This is a genomic window from Coprococcus phoceensis, from assembly GCF_900104635.1.
Classification (GTDB): domain Bacteria; phylum Bacillota; class Clostridia; order Lachnospirales; family Lachnospiraceae; genus Faecalimonas; species Faecalimonas phoceensis.
The window spans coordinates 2,068,822-2,085,876 of record NZ_FNWC01000007.1; the positions used below are offsets into that span (position 1 = coordinate 2,068,822).

Genomic DNA, 17,055 nt, shown 5'->3' on the forward strand with positions numbered 1-17,055 from the left:
GATTAAAAAGAAAGAGATGGAAAGTCAGCCATCTATTCACTCATTATATCATTCTATTACCACAATATGAAGTGGTATATTTTTGAGTTGCAAGCGTCGCTTTCTTGCAGCTCTTTTTATTTTCTAAAATTTTAAGCAGGGGGTATTTTACAATGTCCATGATACGAATTGAAAATCTTACTTTTTCATACCCGTCAAGCTATGATGCCATTTTTGATCATACCAGTTTCCAAATTGATACAGACTGGAAACTAGGTTTCTGACAAAAAGCAACTTACGGAAAATATTTTACAGGAAGTCTGCCCGAATGCCGAAAGCTGGGAATTGATGCGTGAACTGTCCTATCTAGATGTGGATGCAGATGTACTATGGCGTCCTTTTGAAACACTTTCCAACGGAGAATAGACGAAGGTACTGCTCGCAGCTCTCTTTCTAAATGAAGGACATTTTCTGCTGATTGACGAGCCGACAAATCATTTGGATACCGCTGCCCGTGAAAAGGTATCTGCCTATTTAAAAAAGAAAAAAGGATTTATTTTGGTGTCGCATGACCGATGTTTCTTAGACGGATGTGTCGATCACATTTTATCACTCAACCGGAACAACATCGAAGTACAAAGCGGAAATTTTTCGTCTTTTATGAGAAATTTTGAACAGCAGCAGCAATTTGAGTTATCCCAAAACGAACGGCTCAAAAAAGATATCCATCGCTTACAGCAATCTGCGCAACGCACTGCTGTCTGGTCCGACCGGGTGGAAGCATCAAAAATCGGTGCGGCAGACAAAGGCTTTGTCGGTCACAAAGCAGCTAAAATGATGAAACGCTCTAAATCGACTGAAGCGAGGCAGCAACAGGCAATCGAACAAAAATCCGCATTACTGAAAAATATGGAAACTGCAGATTTCTTGAAGATTCAGCCACTTACATACCGCACAGACGTACTCGCCTCATTTTCTGATGTATCCGTAATCTACGACGATCGCCCGGTCTTTCAACCGATGTCATTCGAAATCCGGCGCAACGAACGCATCTTTTTGGATGGAAAAAACGGCTGTGGGAAGAGCAGTTTATTAAAACTGCTGTCAGAATACGCCCCGGAACATACAGGTACTGTGACAATCGGCTCCGGTCTTGTCATTTCCTACGTACCGCAAGACACCTCACATTTGGGAGGAACACTGTCTCAATTTGCCGAAAAACATCATTTGGACGAAAGTTTATTCAAAGCAATTTTGCGGAAAATGGATTTCGAACGCGTGCAGTTCGAAAAAGATATCTCTGATTTTTCCGGAGGACAGAAGAAAAAAGTGCTCATCGCAAAAAGTCTCTGTGAGCAGGCTCATTTATATGTATGGGACGAACCATTGAATTTTATTGATGTGTATTCCCGCATGCAGATTGAACAGCTCATAGAAACATTTTCACCAACTATGCTTTTAGTGGAACACGACAACGCATTCCGGGAAGCAATCGCGACACAGGTAATACGTCTATAATACATTGTTTTTCCATCTCAGGTTGACAAACCTATTCGTGACTTATAAAATGTTGTTTACAAAATAACTATATTTTAGAAGGGAAGTATCGATTATGGCAAATCCAATCGTAACATTTGAAATGGAGAACGGTGATGTAATCAAAGCTGAATTATATCCTGAAATTGCTCCAAACACAGTAAACAACTTTATCACATTAGTGCAAGACGGATTTTACAACGGACTTATTTTTCACCGTGTCATCCGTGACTTTATGATTCAGGGAGGGTGCCCTGACGGAACCGGTATGGGCGGTCCTGGATACTCAATCAAAGGTGAATTCTCACAGAACGGTTTCACAAACAATTTGAAACATGAGCCGGGTGTCCTTTCCATGGCGCGCGCAATGCATCCAGACTCTGCCGGATCACAGTTCTTTATTATGCACAAAAATTCTCCGCACTTAGACGGATCCTATGCTGCTTTCGGAAAAGTCATTGAAGGCATGGATATCGTAAATAAAATCGCTGAGACAGCAACTGACTACAGCGACAGACCACTTGAAAAACAGGTAATCAAATCTGTAACTGTGGATACAGACGGAGTAGAATACGCTGCACCAGAAAAATTATAATTTGCAAATTGGGGACGTAGTAAAATTGAATTTTACTACGTCCCCAATTGACTTTATTTGATATAGTAATCTACGGTATAAACTGTCTCCCTACTATTATTTTGAAATTTCACTTCCACTTTTGTTTCTGTATCCACTGGATTCAATACCGGCTGAATTGCATATCCCTGATACACAAGTTTTTCTGCAATTTGTTTGATTTCCTCCGGTTCGGTATATGTGTCTCGCTTCTGTGTCACTTTTGTTCCTTCCCGCAGCTCTGTCACTTCGATTTTTGCAATCTCATATTCACTAATCTTCTTCTTTGCGGGAATCTGATACTTTTCAAGAAGCGTAAGTGTCTTTTCGAAGCTTGGATATAAATACGCACTCGTCTCATTGCCAAACTCTCCGTCCGTCACCAAAAGTTTCCCTACCGGAAGTTCTTTCTCCAAAGTCCTAATATCCAAAACCGTCAATTCCTGGCTATATGTCTCCATCAGTTTTTTCGTCTCATCAGGAGAAATGTTCAATGTCATATTCTCTACCTGATTGGTCCACGTAAGTTCAAGATTTTCATAATCTGTATAGGAAAGCACGCTGTAGATTCCGTTTTTATAGTCCTTCGTCGTATAAATTGGATCAAATGCTTCAATCTGACTCACATTGGCAATCGGATAATTTCGATATACTACTTTTCCATTCTCCAAATGATATGCGATTGTCACATCTGTCAACTGCCCATCATTTTTCTGAGCAAGTAATTGCTCTTCAATCCATGTATGCATTTTCTCAATATCATCCTTTTTTGTCAAACGCACGTTCCGAAGACGCTCCTCCGTAAAAGAGTAGTCTTCTTTTTCATCCACGCCTCTCAGGCTGATTCCCACGGACGCAATTTTCTCTGTCTCCGGCAAATATGTATCATACGAATTCTTTCCTGCAAAAAATCCAAGCACAATTGCCGCCGCTACAATTCCCTCAGCCGCAATCAAGCCCTTCTGCCTGAATCTGACCTTTAACCGCATACGAAATGCCATTTCCAACAGAAGATAAGAACATATACTTCCGGCTACGCACCCTGCAGCACCTGCGATGAGCTGATATGTTCCTGATGCAAACGTAATCAAAAGATTCCCCACTAACAGTCCGACCGAAATATCAATCACTACATGGAGCACTCTCTCGATTCTAAAAAATGCCACCGGCGCTCCCGCACTCTCGGCGGTTCTCTTTTTCTGTAAGATAACACATACTGCCAAAATCAATATATTCCACAACACAATCGTCACAATTTCTGACCATTCTACCGCATAGGCATATTTATTGACTGACATCTTGCGGTATAATCCATTCAGACCACTGTACAGTTCCCATGGAATCCCATATGTTCGTATCCGATTAATCATATCGATCTGATAAAATGTCTCGAAGCACTTTCCACACAGCGGTAACAGAAGATCATCTATCACAATCCGAACACAATATAGAAGCACCAGAAAAATCCCCACTGCTCCAAACATATTCCCAGCCAGGTAAATCGCCATAATTGCAAGATGATAGAAGAAAAAGAGCGCAAGCACATGGACGAAAATTCCCCAAAGTAAATATCCTGTCAGCTCGTTCCATCCCTCTTTTCCTAACCCACATACCATAAAAAAGCAGATATGCTGACTGATCAGCATTGGAATCAGATACACCCAAATCCCATTCAGATAATTTCCCCAAAATAGATGACTTCGCTTGACCGGAAGACTATAGTAAAAATCAACCGTCTTTGCCTGCAGCAAAAATCCATATCCCTGAAATGCGATCATAACCGCCACGGCGAGTGTAATCCACATCATCTTCGTATTATACAGCCCAAAATACATCTCATCGCTGTCCATCAGAACATCCTGCATAAAAAACGTAAAAGTAAACACCGTAAAAATAAGTCCGCTCAATATCCAAAGCCACCCTTTTTGTCTCCGGTTCTCTTTGCAAAACTTAGAAAATAACTTTGCTGATGTCATAATCTACCCCCTCCATATTACACAGAAAAATCTCCTCAATAGACAATGGAATCGTCTCACACCAAACCGGAGTCTTTTCCTGAATCTTTTGCATGATCGCTTCTTTTTCTCCCTTCACTACCATTGTCACAAAATTTCCTGTTCTCCCATATCGGACAATATGAAGATGTTCTCGCAAAAATGCTTCCTCATCTTGTTCAAACACACACTGTATCTTGTGCATATCGCTTGTTTCTTTTCGAATCTCACTCGAATGCAGCAAGTCTCCTTTATGTATAATTCCGATGGAATCGCAAAAATCTTCCAGCTCCTTTAAGTCATGAGACGCCATGACCAAAGTCATTTTCCGCATCTTTCGTTCCTGTCGAAATAAATCTTTTACCACTTTTGAGACAATCGGATCCAGTCCGTCAAATACCTCATCGCACAAAATATATTTTGTATTGGAACAGATCGCCAGAATAATAAATGCCTGACGCTTCATTCCTTTGGAAAAAGTTCGAATCCGTTTGTTCTCATTCAGGTTAAACTGCCTGATCAACATCTCAAACCCATCCTGATCAAACTGCGGATATAGATTCTGATAAAATTCTTTCATTGTCTGCAGCGTGGCATTCGAAAAGTAATACGGGGCATCTGACAGATAAAACAAATTCTGTTTTATCTCTGGATTGTCAAAGACAGCATCTCCATCCACTAAAATTTCTCCAGCATCTTCTTTTAGAATCCCAGCCATCATACGAAGCAGTGTGCTCTTTCCGGCGCCATTACTTCCAAGCAGTCCAAACACACTCCCATCCGGAATCATAAGCGATATCCCCTCAACCGCCTGTGTCTCACCGAATTTCTTACTGATGTTGCTCAACTGTATCATTTTCTTCCCCTCCTTTGCATTTTCCACCATTATAAAATAACAAAATATTTTTCTCAACCACTCCGACAGCCTTTAAGGAATTCCTAAGTAAATCATAAGAAACTGTTTTTTCTTCCACAGTTCCGTCTTCATAGGCAATCGTAAATGTAATCTCATTTTCCAAATCAGGTATCAGTCCAATCACTTGAAGTTCATGCTGTGTCTGCATCTCCGACTCCTGATAGCATGTTCTTTTGAAATCTTCGATTGAACTATCCGCCACATGAATCGTATACGATATCTGCGCTGGATTCTCAGTCTCAAAGTACACATACAAAGACTGTGTATTGGTTCCAAACGGATTATATTTTATAAGCATATTATCTTGCGTATAGGTCTGCTCCTGTTTTAATCGCTCCAAATCTTCCTTGATTTCTGCTTGATTCTCTGTATTGTAAACTGCATTTATTTTTTTCTTTTTCTCTGCCTCTTCTTCCGACAGACTGCTTTCTTGCACCGCAGAGTCATCATATATCATCCATCTTGCCCCAAGACCAATCCCCATCAAAACAATTACCGCCAATATACCTTTTACTTTTCCGGACATAAAATACCTCACTTTCTTCTATCGATAGTTTATAGAAAAAATGTGAGGTATCTTTGTGTTTTTTATGTTTTTTATGTTTCTTTTGTGAATTTCTATTTTTTACCGTATTGTTTACATATCTTTACAACAACTCCACTCAGAGCCCACAGGGCAATCGCATTCGGAATAACCATCAAACCGTTAAAGAAGTCTGAAAGAGACCATACAAGCTGTACCTTTAAAGTAGAACCGACGATTACGAACCCGATTACAAGAATCGAATAAAATTTTGCTGCCTTCTCTCCAAACAGATACTTGACATTGACCTCTCCAAAAAAATGCCATCCAAGAATCGTGGAGAATGCGAAAAACAGCAAACACACTGCCACAAAAATATCTCCAAAATTTCCGAACCCTTTTGTGAACGCTGCCTGTGTCAGGGCTGTTCCTTCTTTTCCGCTGTCCAGCACACCGGTTGTCAAAATAGAAAATACCGTTAAGTTCAAAATGATAAATGTGTCAATGAATACACTGATCATCGCCGCAAGTCCCTGTTTATGCGGATTCTCCACTTTTGCTCTCGCATGTGCATGAGGGGTAGATCCCATACCTGCCTCATTCGAGAACAATCCTCTTGCAACACCAAAACGGATTGCTTCCCGCACTGCAATACCTGCACCTGCGCCGACTACCGCCTCCGGATTAAATGCTCCGACAAAAATCATCTTAATTGCTCCCGGAAGCGCCGTAATGTTCATGAGAATCAGGACTAAACTTCCCACAATATAAATTCCCGCCATGATCGGAACAATCTTTTCCACCACTGACGCGAGACGATTGACTCCTCCAAGAAAGATAAATCCAATGACCGCTGCCAGAATCAGTCCAAACACAATTGACGGAATCTCAATATTTCTCGCTGAAAACACTTCCGAAAACGCTGCTCCGATGGAGTTGGACTGTACCATATTTCCAGTAAATCCAAGCGCCAGTACGATCAGAATTGCAAAAATTGCCGCCAGCGCTTTTCCAAATGTCCCTTTAAATGCCGCCCGTATGTAGTAAACCGGTCCGCCTGTCACCTCTCCGTCTTTTTTGACTTTGTACTGTTGTGCCAAAGTCGCCTCGGCATAGATTGTGGACATTCCAAAGAAGGCGCTTACCCACATCCAGAAAATAGCGCCAGGGCCGCCTCCGATCAGCGCTGTCGCCGCCCCCGCGAGATTACCTGTCCCGACCTGAGCCGCAATTGCCGTTGCCAGCGATTGAAATGTTGTCATTTCGCCGTTTTTCCCTTTTTCTCCTTTCAGAGAAATATTTCCAAATACCAGTTTAAACCCTTCACCAAATTTCCTGATCTGGATAAACTTCAATCGGATTGTAAAATAAATTCCGGTTCCGCAAAGCAAAATAATCAAAATGACATTCCACAAATAATCACTCGCCTTACTCACTACTTCTGTTACTGCTTCCATTTAAAAACCTCCTGCTCATTCCATACTCACTCGGATATGTCCTAAACAAAGCGAAAGACCAGTCATTTGACCGGCCTTTGAAATTCATACATTTGCCCTGTCCTTTTGCCTGAGAGATTAACAGACATTTCTGTCTGCCGTACACCTTCGGCGCTCTAATATTTGAGACTCTCCAGAGTTTTTTTAATTTTTTATACAACTAAGACTTTAACACATCTTCGTCAAAAATACAACTGTTTTTCTTAGAAAGACATCTTTTGTTATAAATTTGTATTTTTCGGTAACACTATATATAAATTTTAAGAAAGGATTACCTCATCATGAATACAAAAAAAACAGCAACTACAACAAATTATAGCTGCTATCATTTTTCCGGAAAAACAGGCAAAATTGCCAAACAACGTCTGTCTGCCATGCAGCACAGCGATAAAAAAGAATTCCGTACTGCTTTTACAAACAAATCAGATTAAATTTTCCAGCTATTCTTTTTTCAATAAGGACAACATAAGAACTGCCCCCAATATGCCTGCCAGACCAATAAAGTCTACAAATTGAAACGCTGCTCCCATAAACACCACAGTCATAAATGTGGCTGTCACAGGCTCCACAGACGCAAACAGACTTGCCTTAGATGCCCCAATTAGTCGAACACCTTCCATATATGTTGTAAAGGACAAAATTGTTCCAACCAAAATTACCGCCGCCATCGCCAGCACTGTATAGATATCCCACATGCCGATCACATGCCAAGGCTTTATAAATACACATAAAAAGATTCCTCCAATCAGCATTCCCCATCCAATTACATTGAATGTTCCAAACTTTTTCATCAATTCTCCCGGAATCAGATTATAAAGCGCCATTGCCACCGCTGAGGCAAGTCCCCATACTAAAGTCTCCGTAGAGATGGCAAGATTCGTGATATTTCCATGTGTTGCAAGCAGGAATGTTCCCCCGACAGCCAGAACCAGCGCCAGCATCTCAATTCTCTGCGGTACTTTTTTATTGCGAACAGAAACGTACAGCATAATAATGATCGGCGCCGTATACTGCAGAACTGTTGCGGTTCCGGCATTTGATGTCTCCACCGCCACATAATAACTCAATTGACAGAATGCCATCCCAAATATTCCAAACATTATAAGCTGAAATACATCTCTTTTTTCGCGCCATATTTCAAACATCTGCTTTTTTTGTTTTGCCCAAACCGTCAGAAGCAATATCAATCCGGCCAGCACAAGCCGCACACTTACAAGCCACTTTGCAGTCAATCCCCGCTCTTCAAACAAATACTGTCCGCAAACACCTGCAAGTCCCCAAAATATTCCTCCAATAATTGTCAATGCAATTCCTCTTAACTGCTCTCTTCTTTGCATATGATTCATTTTTCTCTTCCCACATTCTTTTCCGCTACAATTCTATCAAAATTTTTGTTCGCTCACAACTGCATTGCGCGGAAAATTTTTTCAATATATAATTGTTGGGTTTAAAAATTCATGGTAAAGTAATCCTGACAAACTATCTCAAGGAGGTAAAACTAATTATGGAAATGACAACTTTATGCTACATAGAAAAAGATGACTGCTATCTGATGCTGCACCGTGTTTCCAAGAAAAATGATGTCAATAAAGACAAATGGATTGGTGTAGGAGGGCATTTTGAGAAAGACGAAACACCCGAGGAATGCCTTTTACGAGAGGTAAAAGAAGAGACAGGTCTTACTCTGACTTCTTATCAGTTCCGGGGAATTGTCACATTCATTTCAGACAAAGTCGGACACGCTGAATATATGTGTCTCTATACTGCCGACGGCTACGAAGGTGAGATGATTTCCTGTGATGAGGGCACTTTAGAATGGGTTCCCAAAAAGGATATCTATCAGTTGAATCTCTGGGAAGGAGATCGGATCTTTCACCGCCTGATCGCTGAAAATGCTCCATTTTTTTCACTGAAACTTCGCTATGAAGGCGACGTTTTAGTTGAGGCAAAATTAAGCGGACAGCCTGTATAACGGCTGTCCGGCTCCTCTTACCCTTTTTCTTTTATTGGAACAAAACAATGTTCCCGATAAACGGTAATTCTTCTTTTTTGCTCTTACATGCATTCACAATTCCGATTATTGCAAGTACAACAAGTGCCAAATTTACAATACCTAAGAGATCTCCCAAAGAGATAATCCCAACATCCATGAACCATACAAAACGCGATAAAATCCAGTCCAATGCATTCCACAATACACTACAGATAAAAAGCACAAGTCCCTGGTTCGCATGGAATCTGACAAATTCTGATTTACTTCCCGACAAAATCGGCACAAACACCAGCAGTCCCAAATATGCAAGCACTGCCAGCACTCTGTCTGTCCCCTCCTCCTTAACGGTTTGTTCTCTGAAATTGCGCTGCTCTGTCTGATTCTGCGTATATTGACCATTACCGTACTCATATGTATGATGTGTCTCTTCTTTTGGAATCTGTGCACCACATGACGGACAAAAATTCATACTGTCCTCTACCTGTCTTCCGCATTTCACACAATATCTCATAGCATCTTCCTCCTTAGTCAAGTCCTAATATTTCTGCCAGAACATCAATGATGATCTCGTTCGTACAAGATTTCACATATCCCAACATATGAAGCGAAATCTCATCCTGCTTCTGTGCTTCCGTCAGATTCTCGTTGTGCTTTGTCTGATCAATCAGCTGTATCAATTGCGGCGTCAGTTCCTCGTATGTCTCAACAGTCGCCTCCGTCACCAGTTTACTGAGTTCTTCTTTTGTTCTTGGTACCATATCTATATCCTCCTAATCCAGATTTCTGATCTTAAAGTCTCTCTGTGCTTCTCTTTGCTGATCTTTCTTTGCAATATCGTTCCGTTTATCATAAAGTTTCTTTCCTTTTGCAAGACCGATCTCGACTTTTACAAGACTTCCTTTAAAGTACACCTTCAGCGGGACAAGCGCCATTCCCTTTTCCTTGATCTTTCCTGTAATTTTATTAATCTCTGATCTGTGAAGCAATAGCTTTCTCACCCGCAGTGGATCTTTATTGAAAATATTTCCTTTTTCATAAGGACTGATATGCATTCCATAGACAAACACTTCCTCGTTTTCAATACGGATAAATGCTTCTTTGATGCTGCATTTTCCCATGCGAAGGGACTTTACTTCAGTCCCATGCAGAGAAATTCCCGCCTCGTATGTGTCCAGTATAAAATAATCATGATATGCTTTTTTGTTATTCGCAATTAGTTTCCCCTGTTCTTTTGCCATAATCCACCTCTTCTTTTTCTACGAATTCAAAATCAATCGTCCGTTGAAGCCGATCTGTCCCTGTTGCCACAATATATACAGTCTGTCCAAGTTTGTAGACTTTCCGTGTATGCTCTCCGACCATCTCAAATCGTTCTTCTATATAATCATAATGATCATCATGCATATTAGTTACATGGACAAGACCTTCAATCGTGTTTGGCAGTTCCACATAGATTCCCCATTTGGTAATGCTTGAAATCACACCCTCGAATACTTCGCCGATATGCTCCTCCATATACTCAACTTTCTTTAACTTGATCGTCTCTCTTTCTGCCTCTTCTGCCAGACGTTCTCTCTCGCTGCACTGTTTCGTCACTTCCGGAAGAATCTTCTCGTAATGCTCACGTCGATTGTCATTCATTCTGCCTCGCAAATCTTCCTTGATGATGCGATGGATCTGCAGATCCGGATACCGCCTGATCGGCGACGTAAAGTGACAGTAATACGTTGTAGCCAAACCAAAATGTCCAGTGTTTTCCGGTGTATATTTTGCCTGCTTCATAGATCGAAGCGCCAGTCGGCTGATCAATGCCTCCTCGTTCGTCCCCTCTACTTTTGCAAGCAGCTTTTGAATCTCTTTTGGACGAACTGCATTGTTTGCAATGTGCATAGAGTGCCCAAAATTATTAATAAAAATCGCCAACTTTTGAATCTTTTCTTCATCCGGCTGTTCATGTGTCCGGTAAACAAACGGAATCTCCTGCCAAAAATAATGTTCTGCCACCGTCTCATTGGCAAGCAGCATAAAGTCTTCAATAATCTTTGTCGCCACGTTCCTGTCATATGGTTTCAGCTCAATCGGTTTTCCCTGCTCATCCAGAACCATCTTCGTCTCCGGAAAATCAAAATCAATAGAGCCTCTTTTTTTTCGCTTTTCGCGTAAAATTCCCGCTACTTTCTCCATCATCTGAAACATTGGTACAAATTCTTCATACTTTTTGCTTTCTTCCTCATCCTGTTCTTCCAGAATCTTTTTCACGCTCGTATATGTCATTCGGCGGTCGACACAAATAACTGTCTCCGCTATCTTATAGTCTACTACATTTCCCTTGTCATTGATAGTCATAATACAGCTCAATGCCAAACGATCTTCTCCTTCATTCAAAGAACAGATTCCATTAGAAAGTATATGGGGGAGCATCGGAATCACTCTGTCCACAAGATACACACTTGTACCTCTTTTGTAAGCCTCGCGATCCAGCGCGCTTTTTTCCTGTACATAGTTTGTCACATCCGCGATATGCACTCCCAGTTTATAGTTCTCTCCCTCTTTTGTCAGGGAGATTGCATCGTCCAAATCTTTTGCATCTTCTCCGTCAATCGTCACCATCTGCCAGTCACGGATATCCATTCTCCCTGCCATGTCTGCCGTACTGACATCTTTTGCCACACGCTCTGCCTGATTCAACACCTTTTCCGGAAATTCAATTGGAAGATCGTACCCTTTTACAATGGACATAATATCTGTCCCCGGATCATTGACATGCCCGATAATCTCCACAATCTTTCCTTCCGGCTTTTTATTGTCTCCCCCATATTTCGTAAGTTCCACAACTACTTTGTGTCCGGTGACTGCTCCTTTCGAGCGCTCTAACGGCACGAATACGTCCTTGATAAACCTCTGATTGTCCGGAACGACAAAGCCAAAATTTTTATTCTTCTGAAAATATCCAACAAGCCTTGTCGTACCATGTGATAAAACCCGCACAACCTTTCCTTCCCGTCTCTTTCCATCTGGTGCCGATTTGATCGTCACTTCAACCTGATCCCCATGAAAAGCTCCATTTGTATCATCTTCTGATATAAAAATATCATCGTCTTCCCCTTCTACCGCAACAAAGCCAAATCCTCTCGCATGAGCCTGATAAGTCCCTACGATACGCTTTGCCTCTCCCTTGGTATACTTCCCTTTTTTAGATACATGTACCTTGCCTTCCGCTTCCAACGAATCCATAATCGCTTTCAGTTCTTTTCTCTGATCCTTCGGTACTTGCAGTAAGATTGCAAGTTCTTTCAGCTTCATCGGCACATAAAATTCATCACAAATAAAATCATAAATTAATTTTTTTCGTCTTTCAAATGTCTGATCCATTCTCTCTCCTTTGTCTTTCTAGTCTAAAACAAGTGCTTCCTTCTGCACAGTGTAAAAAAAACACTCTTATATCAATAAGAGTGTTTCGCAAATCTCATTCGCCCGTATATGATTAAGCAAATACTTTCAAATTCAATACTGCTGCCAATACGATAAATAACACAGCTGCAAACTTCGTAGATTTTACAAGAGCGCCTTCCATAGAACGTCCTTTATTCTGTCCCCAGTAGCTTTCTGCAGCACCGCTGATTGTTCCCAGTCCTGCTGACTTTCCCTCTTGAAGTAATACGATCGCAGTCAATACGATACAATCTATTGCAAATAAAATCATCAATACTGTTTTTAAAATATCCATTTTACACACCTCCTGAATAAATAACATATTTATTTTACCATATGTTTGTTCATTCTGCAAGCGTTTCGATTGGATTTCGTATATTTTTTATTAAAAGGTTACTGTTCTGTCACCTTAAAAGCGCTTAAATGGATCTTCGTAACATGACACATTGCCAAGATGTTCTTCTATTCTAAGCAGCTGATTATATTTTGCCACACGCTCCGACCGGCAAGGTGCCCCTGTCTTAATCTGCCCCGACTGAAATGCAACAGCAATATCCGCTATGATGCTGTCCTCTGTCTCTCCCGACCGGTGGGAAATGATTGTCTTATATCCCGCATTTTTCGCCATTTCAATTGCCTCAAATGCCTCTGTCAGTGTCCCAATCTGGTTCACTTTTACAAGAATCGCATTTGCTACCTTCTGTTCAATCCCACGCGAAAGACGCTTTGTGTTAGTGACAAACAGATCATCTCCAACAAGCTGCACGTCTCTTCCAAGTCTTGTCGTCAAAAGTTCCCATCCTTCCCAGTCTTCTTCATCAAGCGGATCTTCAATAGACATGATTGGAAATTCCATAATCAGTTCCTCATAATAATCAATCATCTCCTCCACGGAACGAATTACCTGACCGCCCCGCATTTTTCCTTCTCCTTCAAATACATATTTTTTAAAATCTTTGTTGTAGAACTCTGTCGCGGCCGCATCCAATGCGATCACAATATCTTTTCTCGGCTCATATCCTGCCTTTCTTACCGCATCTACAATAAACTGTAATGCTTCTTTTGCATCTTTAAAATCAGGTGCAAATCCACCTTCATCCCCCACCGCTGTACTGTAACCCTGCTCTTTTAGCAATGCCTTTAGCGCGTGATAAATTTCTGAGCACATCCGAAGTGCCTCTCGAAAGCAACACGCACCGACCGGCATGATCATAAATTCTTGAAAATCAATCGTATTATCTGCGTGCCGTCCTCCATTTAAAATATTCATCATCGGAACCGGCATTTTTTTCGCATTGACTCCTCCAAGATAGGCATAAAGCGGAATACGCAACGCTTTTGCCGCTGTTCTCGCAGCAGCCATCGAAACCCCAAGCAACGCATTCGCCCCCATATTACTCTTGTTTTGTGTCCCATCCGTTTTTAAAAGCACTTGATCCAAATGCGCTTGATCGAATACATTCAGACCAATGACCGCCTGTGCAAGCTTTGTGTTGACATGATCCACCGCCCGTTGTACTCCGAGTCCGCCATACCTCTCCTCTCTATCTCGCAGTTCCACAGCTTCGTATTGTCCGGTAGATGCTCCTGACGGCACTGCTGCCCTCCCCAGGAACTCATCTCCCGCCAAAACTTCTACTTCTATTGTAGGATTCCCTCTGGAATCTAATATTTCTCTTGCGTATACGTCTGTAATCGCCAAATATCTGTTCATTTTTATATCCCTCCTCTTCTATTTCTATTGTTACCATATTATGCACTCTAATGCGTTGACTTTTTATGTTTCTAGCGTTACAATTCGTATGAATAGAAATAGAATACGGAGAAAACATCAAATGAAAGAAAAATCAAAATCCTTTTTCCTGTTGACTGGAAGTATATTGGTAATGGCAATCGGAATTTACTTTTTCAAATTTGCCAACAATTTCACATTTGGAGGCATTACAGGTCTTGCTGTTTTAGTTGCCAAAACAGGCGTGATGTCCGCCAGTGATTTTACCTTTATTATGAACATGCTCCTTTTACTGATTGGACTTATCGTTCTCGGTAAAACATTTGCACTGACTACTGCTTACTGTAGTATTTTACTCTCAGTGCTTTTATCATTACTGGAGCGTATTTTTCCTATGTCCCATCCGCTGACAGATCAGCCGATGCTGGAACTTGCCTTTGCAATCGCACTTCCCGCATTCAGCTCTGCTGTACTTTTTAACATTGGTTCTTCCAGTGGTGGTACAGATGTCATTGCTGCGATTTTTAAAAAATATACGAGCATCAACATCGGACGAGCATTGCTTTTGACAGATTTGGCATTTACCATTGCCGGTTTCTTTATTTTTGACATTAAAACCGGTCTATATTCTTTGCTTGGATTGTCTATTCGCTCTTTTATGATTGATAACTTTATCGAAAGTTTTAATCTTTCAAAATATTTCAATGTTGTATGCAGCCATCCCGAACCCATTTGTGACTTCATCACACATGATTTGATGAGAAGTGCAACGATTGTGGATGCTCAGGGCGCATTTTCCGGTGAACACCGCTATATTATTTTTACTGCACTGAACCGCCAGCAGGCTATTAAGCTTCGTAATTTTATTAAGCAGCAAGAGCCTGGAGCATTCATTTTGATTTCTAACACAAGCGAGATTATCGGAAAAGGATTTCATAACGTATAGGGCTATATAAATAAAGCAAGGGCGAAAAGCTTGTTTTTCTCAAGTCTTTCGCCCATCATTATCATAGAAGTTCCTTTGTATTGCAACAGCTGGGGTAGTAAAACTATTTACCACCCTAGCCGCTCTGTTTTGCCAGTAACAAAGGGATCTTGATCTCTACTTTCCAAATATGAAACAAAAACAGGCTCAAAGAGTAAAACTACCCACAAAAATATAAATGGAATTTTAAATCTTTCCAAAAACATGTTGTAACTCTTGCTTTTTCATAGTTATCCTCTCCTTTAAGCAATGGTTTTCTAAATCTGTTTTTATTTTTTATATTATCACCCAACAAACAATATATCAATATATTAATTTGTTATTATGTAGAGATAATTTTAGGGAAAGCAGCTACTTCTATGAATCGCTACTTTCCCTCTTCTGACTTATCCTACAATCAGTCCTTGCTGATGCATTACCTCAACAACCTGATTTACATATTTTTCACACAGTTCATCTGTAGATGCTTCCACCATCACACGAATTACCGGCTCTGTTCCACTTTCACGTACCAAAATACGTCCATCATTTCCAAGTGCCTCCGTCACTGCTTCCACCGCCTTTATGACTTCTGCATTTTCTCTTGCTGTCTTTTTATCAGATACTCTTACATTTTTCAAAAGCTGTGGATAAATCTTCACTTCTTCTGTTAGCTTTGCAAGTGTCTGTTTCTTTTCCAGCATAACTTCCATCAACAATAACGAAGTTAAGATACCATCACCTGTTGTCGCATATTTGCTGAAAATAATATGCCCTGACTGCTCTCCTCCGAGACAATGGTTGTTCTGCACCATGTTCTCATATACATATTTATCTCCAACTGCAGTCTTTTCATATTTGATTCCAGCTTTATCACATGCTTTATATAATCCCAGGTTTGACATGATTGTCGTTACAATTGTATCATTGTTCAGTCTTCCCTGTTCTTTCAAATATTTTCCGCATACATAGAGAATAAGATCCCCATCAACTTCATTACCATTTTCATCTACCGCAAGACATCTGTCCGCATCTCCATCGTAAGCAAAACCTACATCTAATTTCTTTTCTTTCACAAACTCCTGCAATACATGAATATGTGTAGATCCACAGTTTCTATTGATGTTCGTTCCATCCGGCTCACTGTTGATCACGTATGTCTTTGCTCCCAACGCATCAAATACACTTTTCGCAATCGAAGATGCACTTCCGTTTGAACAATCAAGCCCCACACGTTTATCTTTGAAAGAACGAGTTGCCATCGCGATCAAATGTCCAATATAGCGATTTCTTCCAGCCGAATAGTCTACCGTGCGCCCAATTGCATCGCGTGTTGCGTATGGAATCTCTCCCCCTGTTCCATCAATATATGACTCAATTTTTTCTTCTACTTCTGCTTCCAGTTTATGTCCTTTTGCATTGATGACTTTAATTCCATTATCATAGAAAATATTGTGGCTTGCGGAAATCATAATTCCACAATCGAAATCTTCTGTACGTGTCACATACGAAACACTCGGTGTTGTCGTTACATGCAAAAGATACACATCTGCACCGGATGCAGTAAGCCCTGCCGACAGAGCGTCCTCAAACATATAACTGCTTCTTCTTGTATCTTTTCCGATGACAACTCTCGCTTTATGTTCCTGACCATAATACCATCCTAGAAATCTACCTACTTTAAAAGCATGCTCTACTGTCAGAACCACATTTGCTTCTCCGCGAAATCCGTCTGTTCCAAAATATTTTCCCATATTAATTCCCTCCATAAATTTGGCTTATTCGCCGCTTTTTTTGCACAATCAGTTTTCCAACCTTTTTTATTATATACTCATGCCATAAAATATACAACTACTTTTTTCAAAAAGGGACAGGGC

At 40.8% G+C, this 17,055-nt stretch carries 16 protein-coding genes, 1 pseudogene and 1 riboswitch; of the genes and pseudogenes, 5 read left to right on the plus strand and 12 right to left on the minus strand.

All coding sequences use genetic code 11. The annotated features are described in order from the left end of the window. The first annotated feature begins 152 nt into the window (after positions 1-152). A pseudogene (gene abc-f / locus BQ5364_RS13640) lies at positions 153-1,497 on the plus strand (ribosomal protection-like ABC-F family protein). Positions 1,498-1,591: 94 nt separating this feature from the next. Beyond that, positions 1,592-2,110, plus strand: a complete 519-nt coding sequence (locus BQ5364_RS13645; RefSeq protein WP_004614882.1) for a peptidylprolyl isomerase — start codon at positions 1,592-1,594, stop codon at positions 2,108-2,110. A gap of 53 nt (positions 2,111-2,163) precedes the next feature. Here the strand turns inward: BQ5364_RS13645 and BQ5364_RS13650 are convergent, their stop codons facing one another. The 4 genes from BQ5364_RS13650 to BQ5364_RS13665 form a co-directional block, all read right to left on the minus strand. Beyond that, on the minus strand, positions 2,164-4,104 hold the full coding sequence (locus BQ5364_RS13650) for a DUF6449 domain-containing protein (protein ID WP_071144467.1): 1,941 nt from the start codon (positions 4,102-4,104) through the stop codon (positions 2,164-2,166). Then, positions 4,079-4,978 carry an ABC transporter ATP-binding protein gene (locus BQ5364_RS13655; RefSeq protein ID WP_071144468.1) on the minus strand — a complete coding sequence of 300 codons (900 nt, stop codon included), beginning with the start codon at positions 4,976-4,978 and terminating at the stop codon, positions 4,079-4,081. Before BQ5364_RS13655 ends, BQ5364_RS13650 begins: the two co-directional genes overlap by 26 nt. After that, entirely contained in the window at positions 4,953-5,564 is a 612-nt protein-coding gene (locus BQ5364_RS13660) for an aryl-sulfate sulfotransferase N-terminal domain-containing protein (RefSeq protein ID WP_004614885.1), read from the minus strand. Before BQ5364_RS13660 ends, BQ5364_RS13655 begins: the two co-directional genes overlap by 26 nt. Before the next feature lie 92 nt (positions 5,565-5,656). Next, on the minus strand, positions 5,657-7,018 hold the full coding sequence (locus BQ5364_RS13665) for an alanine/glycine:cation symporter family protein (RefSeq protein WP_004614886.1): 1,362 nt from the start codon (positions 7,016-7,018) through the stop codon (positions 5,657-5,659). An 87-nt stretch (positions 7,019-7,105) separates the two neighbouring features. After that, a riboswitch (glycine riboswitch) is annotated at positions 7,106-7,204 on the minus strand. 134 nt (positions 7,205-7,338) lie between these two features. On the opposite strand from BQ5364_RS13665, the gene BQ5364_RS17965 reads away from it, so the two are divergent. Further along, a complete protein-coding gene (locus BQ5364_RS17965; RefSeq protein ID WP_004614887.1) occupies positions 7,339-7,488 on the plus strand; it encodes a hypothetical protein in 150 nt (49 codons plus the stop codon). A gap of 9 nt (positions 7,489-7,497) precedes the next feature. Here the strand turns inward: BQ5364_RS17965 and BQ5364_RS13670 are convergent, their stop codons facing one another. Next, positions 7,498-8,394: a DMT family transporter gene (locus BQ5364_RS13670; protein WP_159431693.1), complete on the minus strand. Its 897-nt coding sequence runs from the start codon at positions 8,392-8,394 to the stop codon at positions 7,498-7,500. A 167-nt stretch (positions 8,395-8,561) separates the two neighbouring features. Here BQ5364_RS13670 and BQ5364_RS13675 point away from each other — a divergent pair, with 167 nt between their 5' ends. Beyond that, on the plus strand, positions 8,562-9,029 hold the full coding sequence (locus BQ5364_RS13675; RefSeq protein WP_022251034.1) for an NUDIX hydrolase: 468 nt from the start codon (positions 8,562-8,564) through the stop codon (positions 9,027-9,029). Positions 9,030-9,060: 31 nt separating this feature from the next. Here the strand turns inward: BQ5364_RS13675 and BQ5364_RS13680 are convergent, their stop codons facing one another. From BQ5364_RS13680 to eno, 6 genes are all read right to left on the minus strand, one after another. Continuing rightward, positions 9,061-9,561, minus strand: a complete 501-nt coding sequence (locus tag BQ5364_RS13680) for a zinc-ribbon domain-containing protein (RefSeq protein ID WP_022251033.1) — start codon at positions 9,559-9,561, stop codon at positions 9,061-9,063. Positions 9,562-9,574: 13 nt separating this feature from the next. Further along, entirely contained in the window at positions 9,575-9,808 is a 234-nt protein-coding gene (locus BQ5364_RS13685; RefSeq protein ID WP_004614891.1) for a hypothetical protein, read from the minus strand. A gap of 12 nt (positions 9,809-9,820) precedes the next feature. Next, positions 9,821-10,288 (minus strand): SsrA-binding protein SmpB, encoded by a 468-nt coding sequence (gene smpB, locus BQ5364_RS13690; RefSeq protein ID WP_004614892.1) that lies wholly within the window; start codon positions 10,286-10,288, stop codon positions 9,821-9,823. Beyond that, positions 10,254-12,422, minus strand: coding sequence for a ribonuclease R (rnr, locus tag BQ5364_RS13695; RefSeq protein ID WP_071144469.1), 2,169 nt, complete (start codon positions 12,420-12,422; stop codon positions 10,254-10,256). The genes smpB and rnr overlap by 35 nt, the downstream gene beginning before the upstream one ends. A 112-nt stretch (positions 12,423-12,534) precedes the next feature. Beyond that, positions 12,535-12,777, minus strand: a complete 243-nt coding sequence (secG, locus tag BQ5364_RS13700) for a preprotein translocase subunit SecG (protein WP_022251032.1) — start codon at positions 12,775-12,777, stop codon at positions 12,535-12,537. A 114-nt stretch (positions 12,778-12,891) separates the two neighbouring features. Beyond that, complete coding sequence (gene eno, locus BQ5364_RS13705; protein WP_004614895.1) at positions 12,892-14,196, minus strand: phosphopyruvate hydratase; 1,305 nt, start codon at positions 14,194-14,196, stop codon at positions 12,892-12,894. A gap of 121 nt (positions 14,197-14,317) precedes the next feature. Here eno and BQ5364_RS13710 point away from each other — a divergent pair, with 121 nt between their 5' ends. Next, the gene (locus tag BQ5364_RS13710) at positions 14,318-15,160 is read left to right on the plus strand and encodes a YitT family protein (protein WP_004614896.1); all 843 of its coding nucleotides are present in this window, start codon (positions 14,318-14,320) and stop codon (positions 15,158-15,160) included. Positions 15,161-15,585: 425 nt separating this feature from the next. Here BQ5364_RS13710 and glmM read toward each other — a convergent pair whose 3' ends face one another. After that, positions 15,586-16,932, minus strand: a complete 1,347-nt coding sequence (gene glmM, locus BQ5364_RS13715) for a phosphoglucosamine mutase (protein WP_071144470.1) — start codon at positions 16,930-16,932, stop codon at positions 15,586-15,588. Positions 16,933-17,055: the final 123 nt, after the last annotated feature.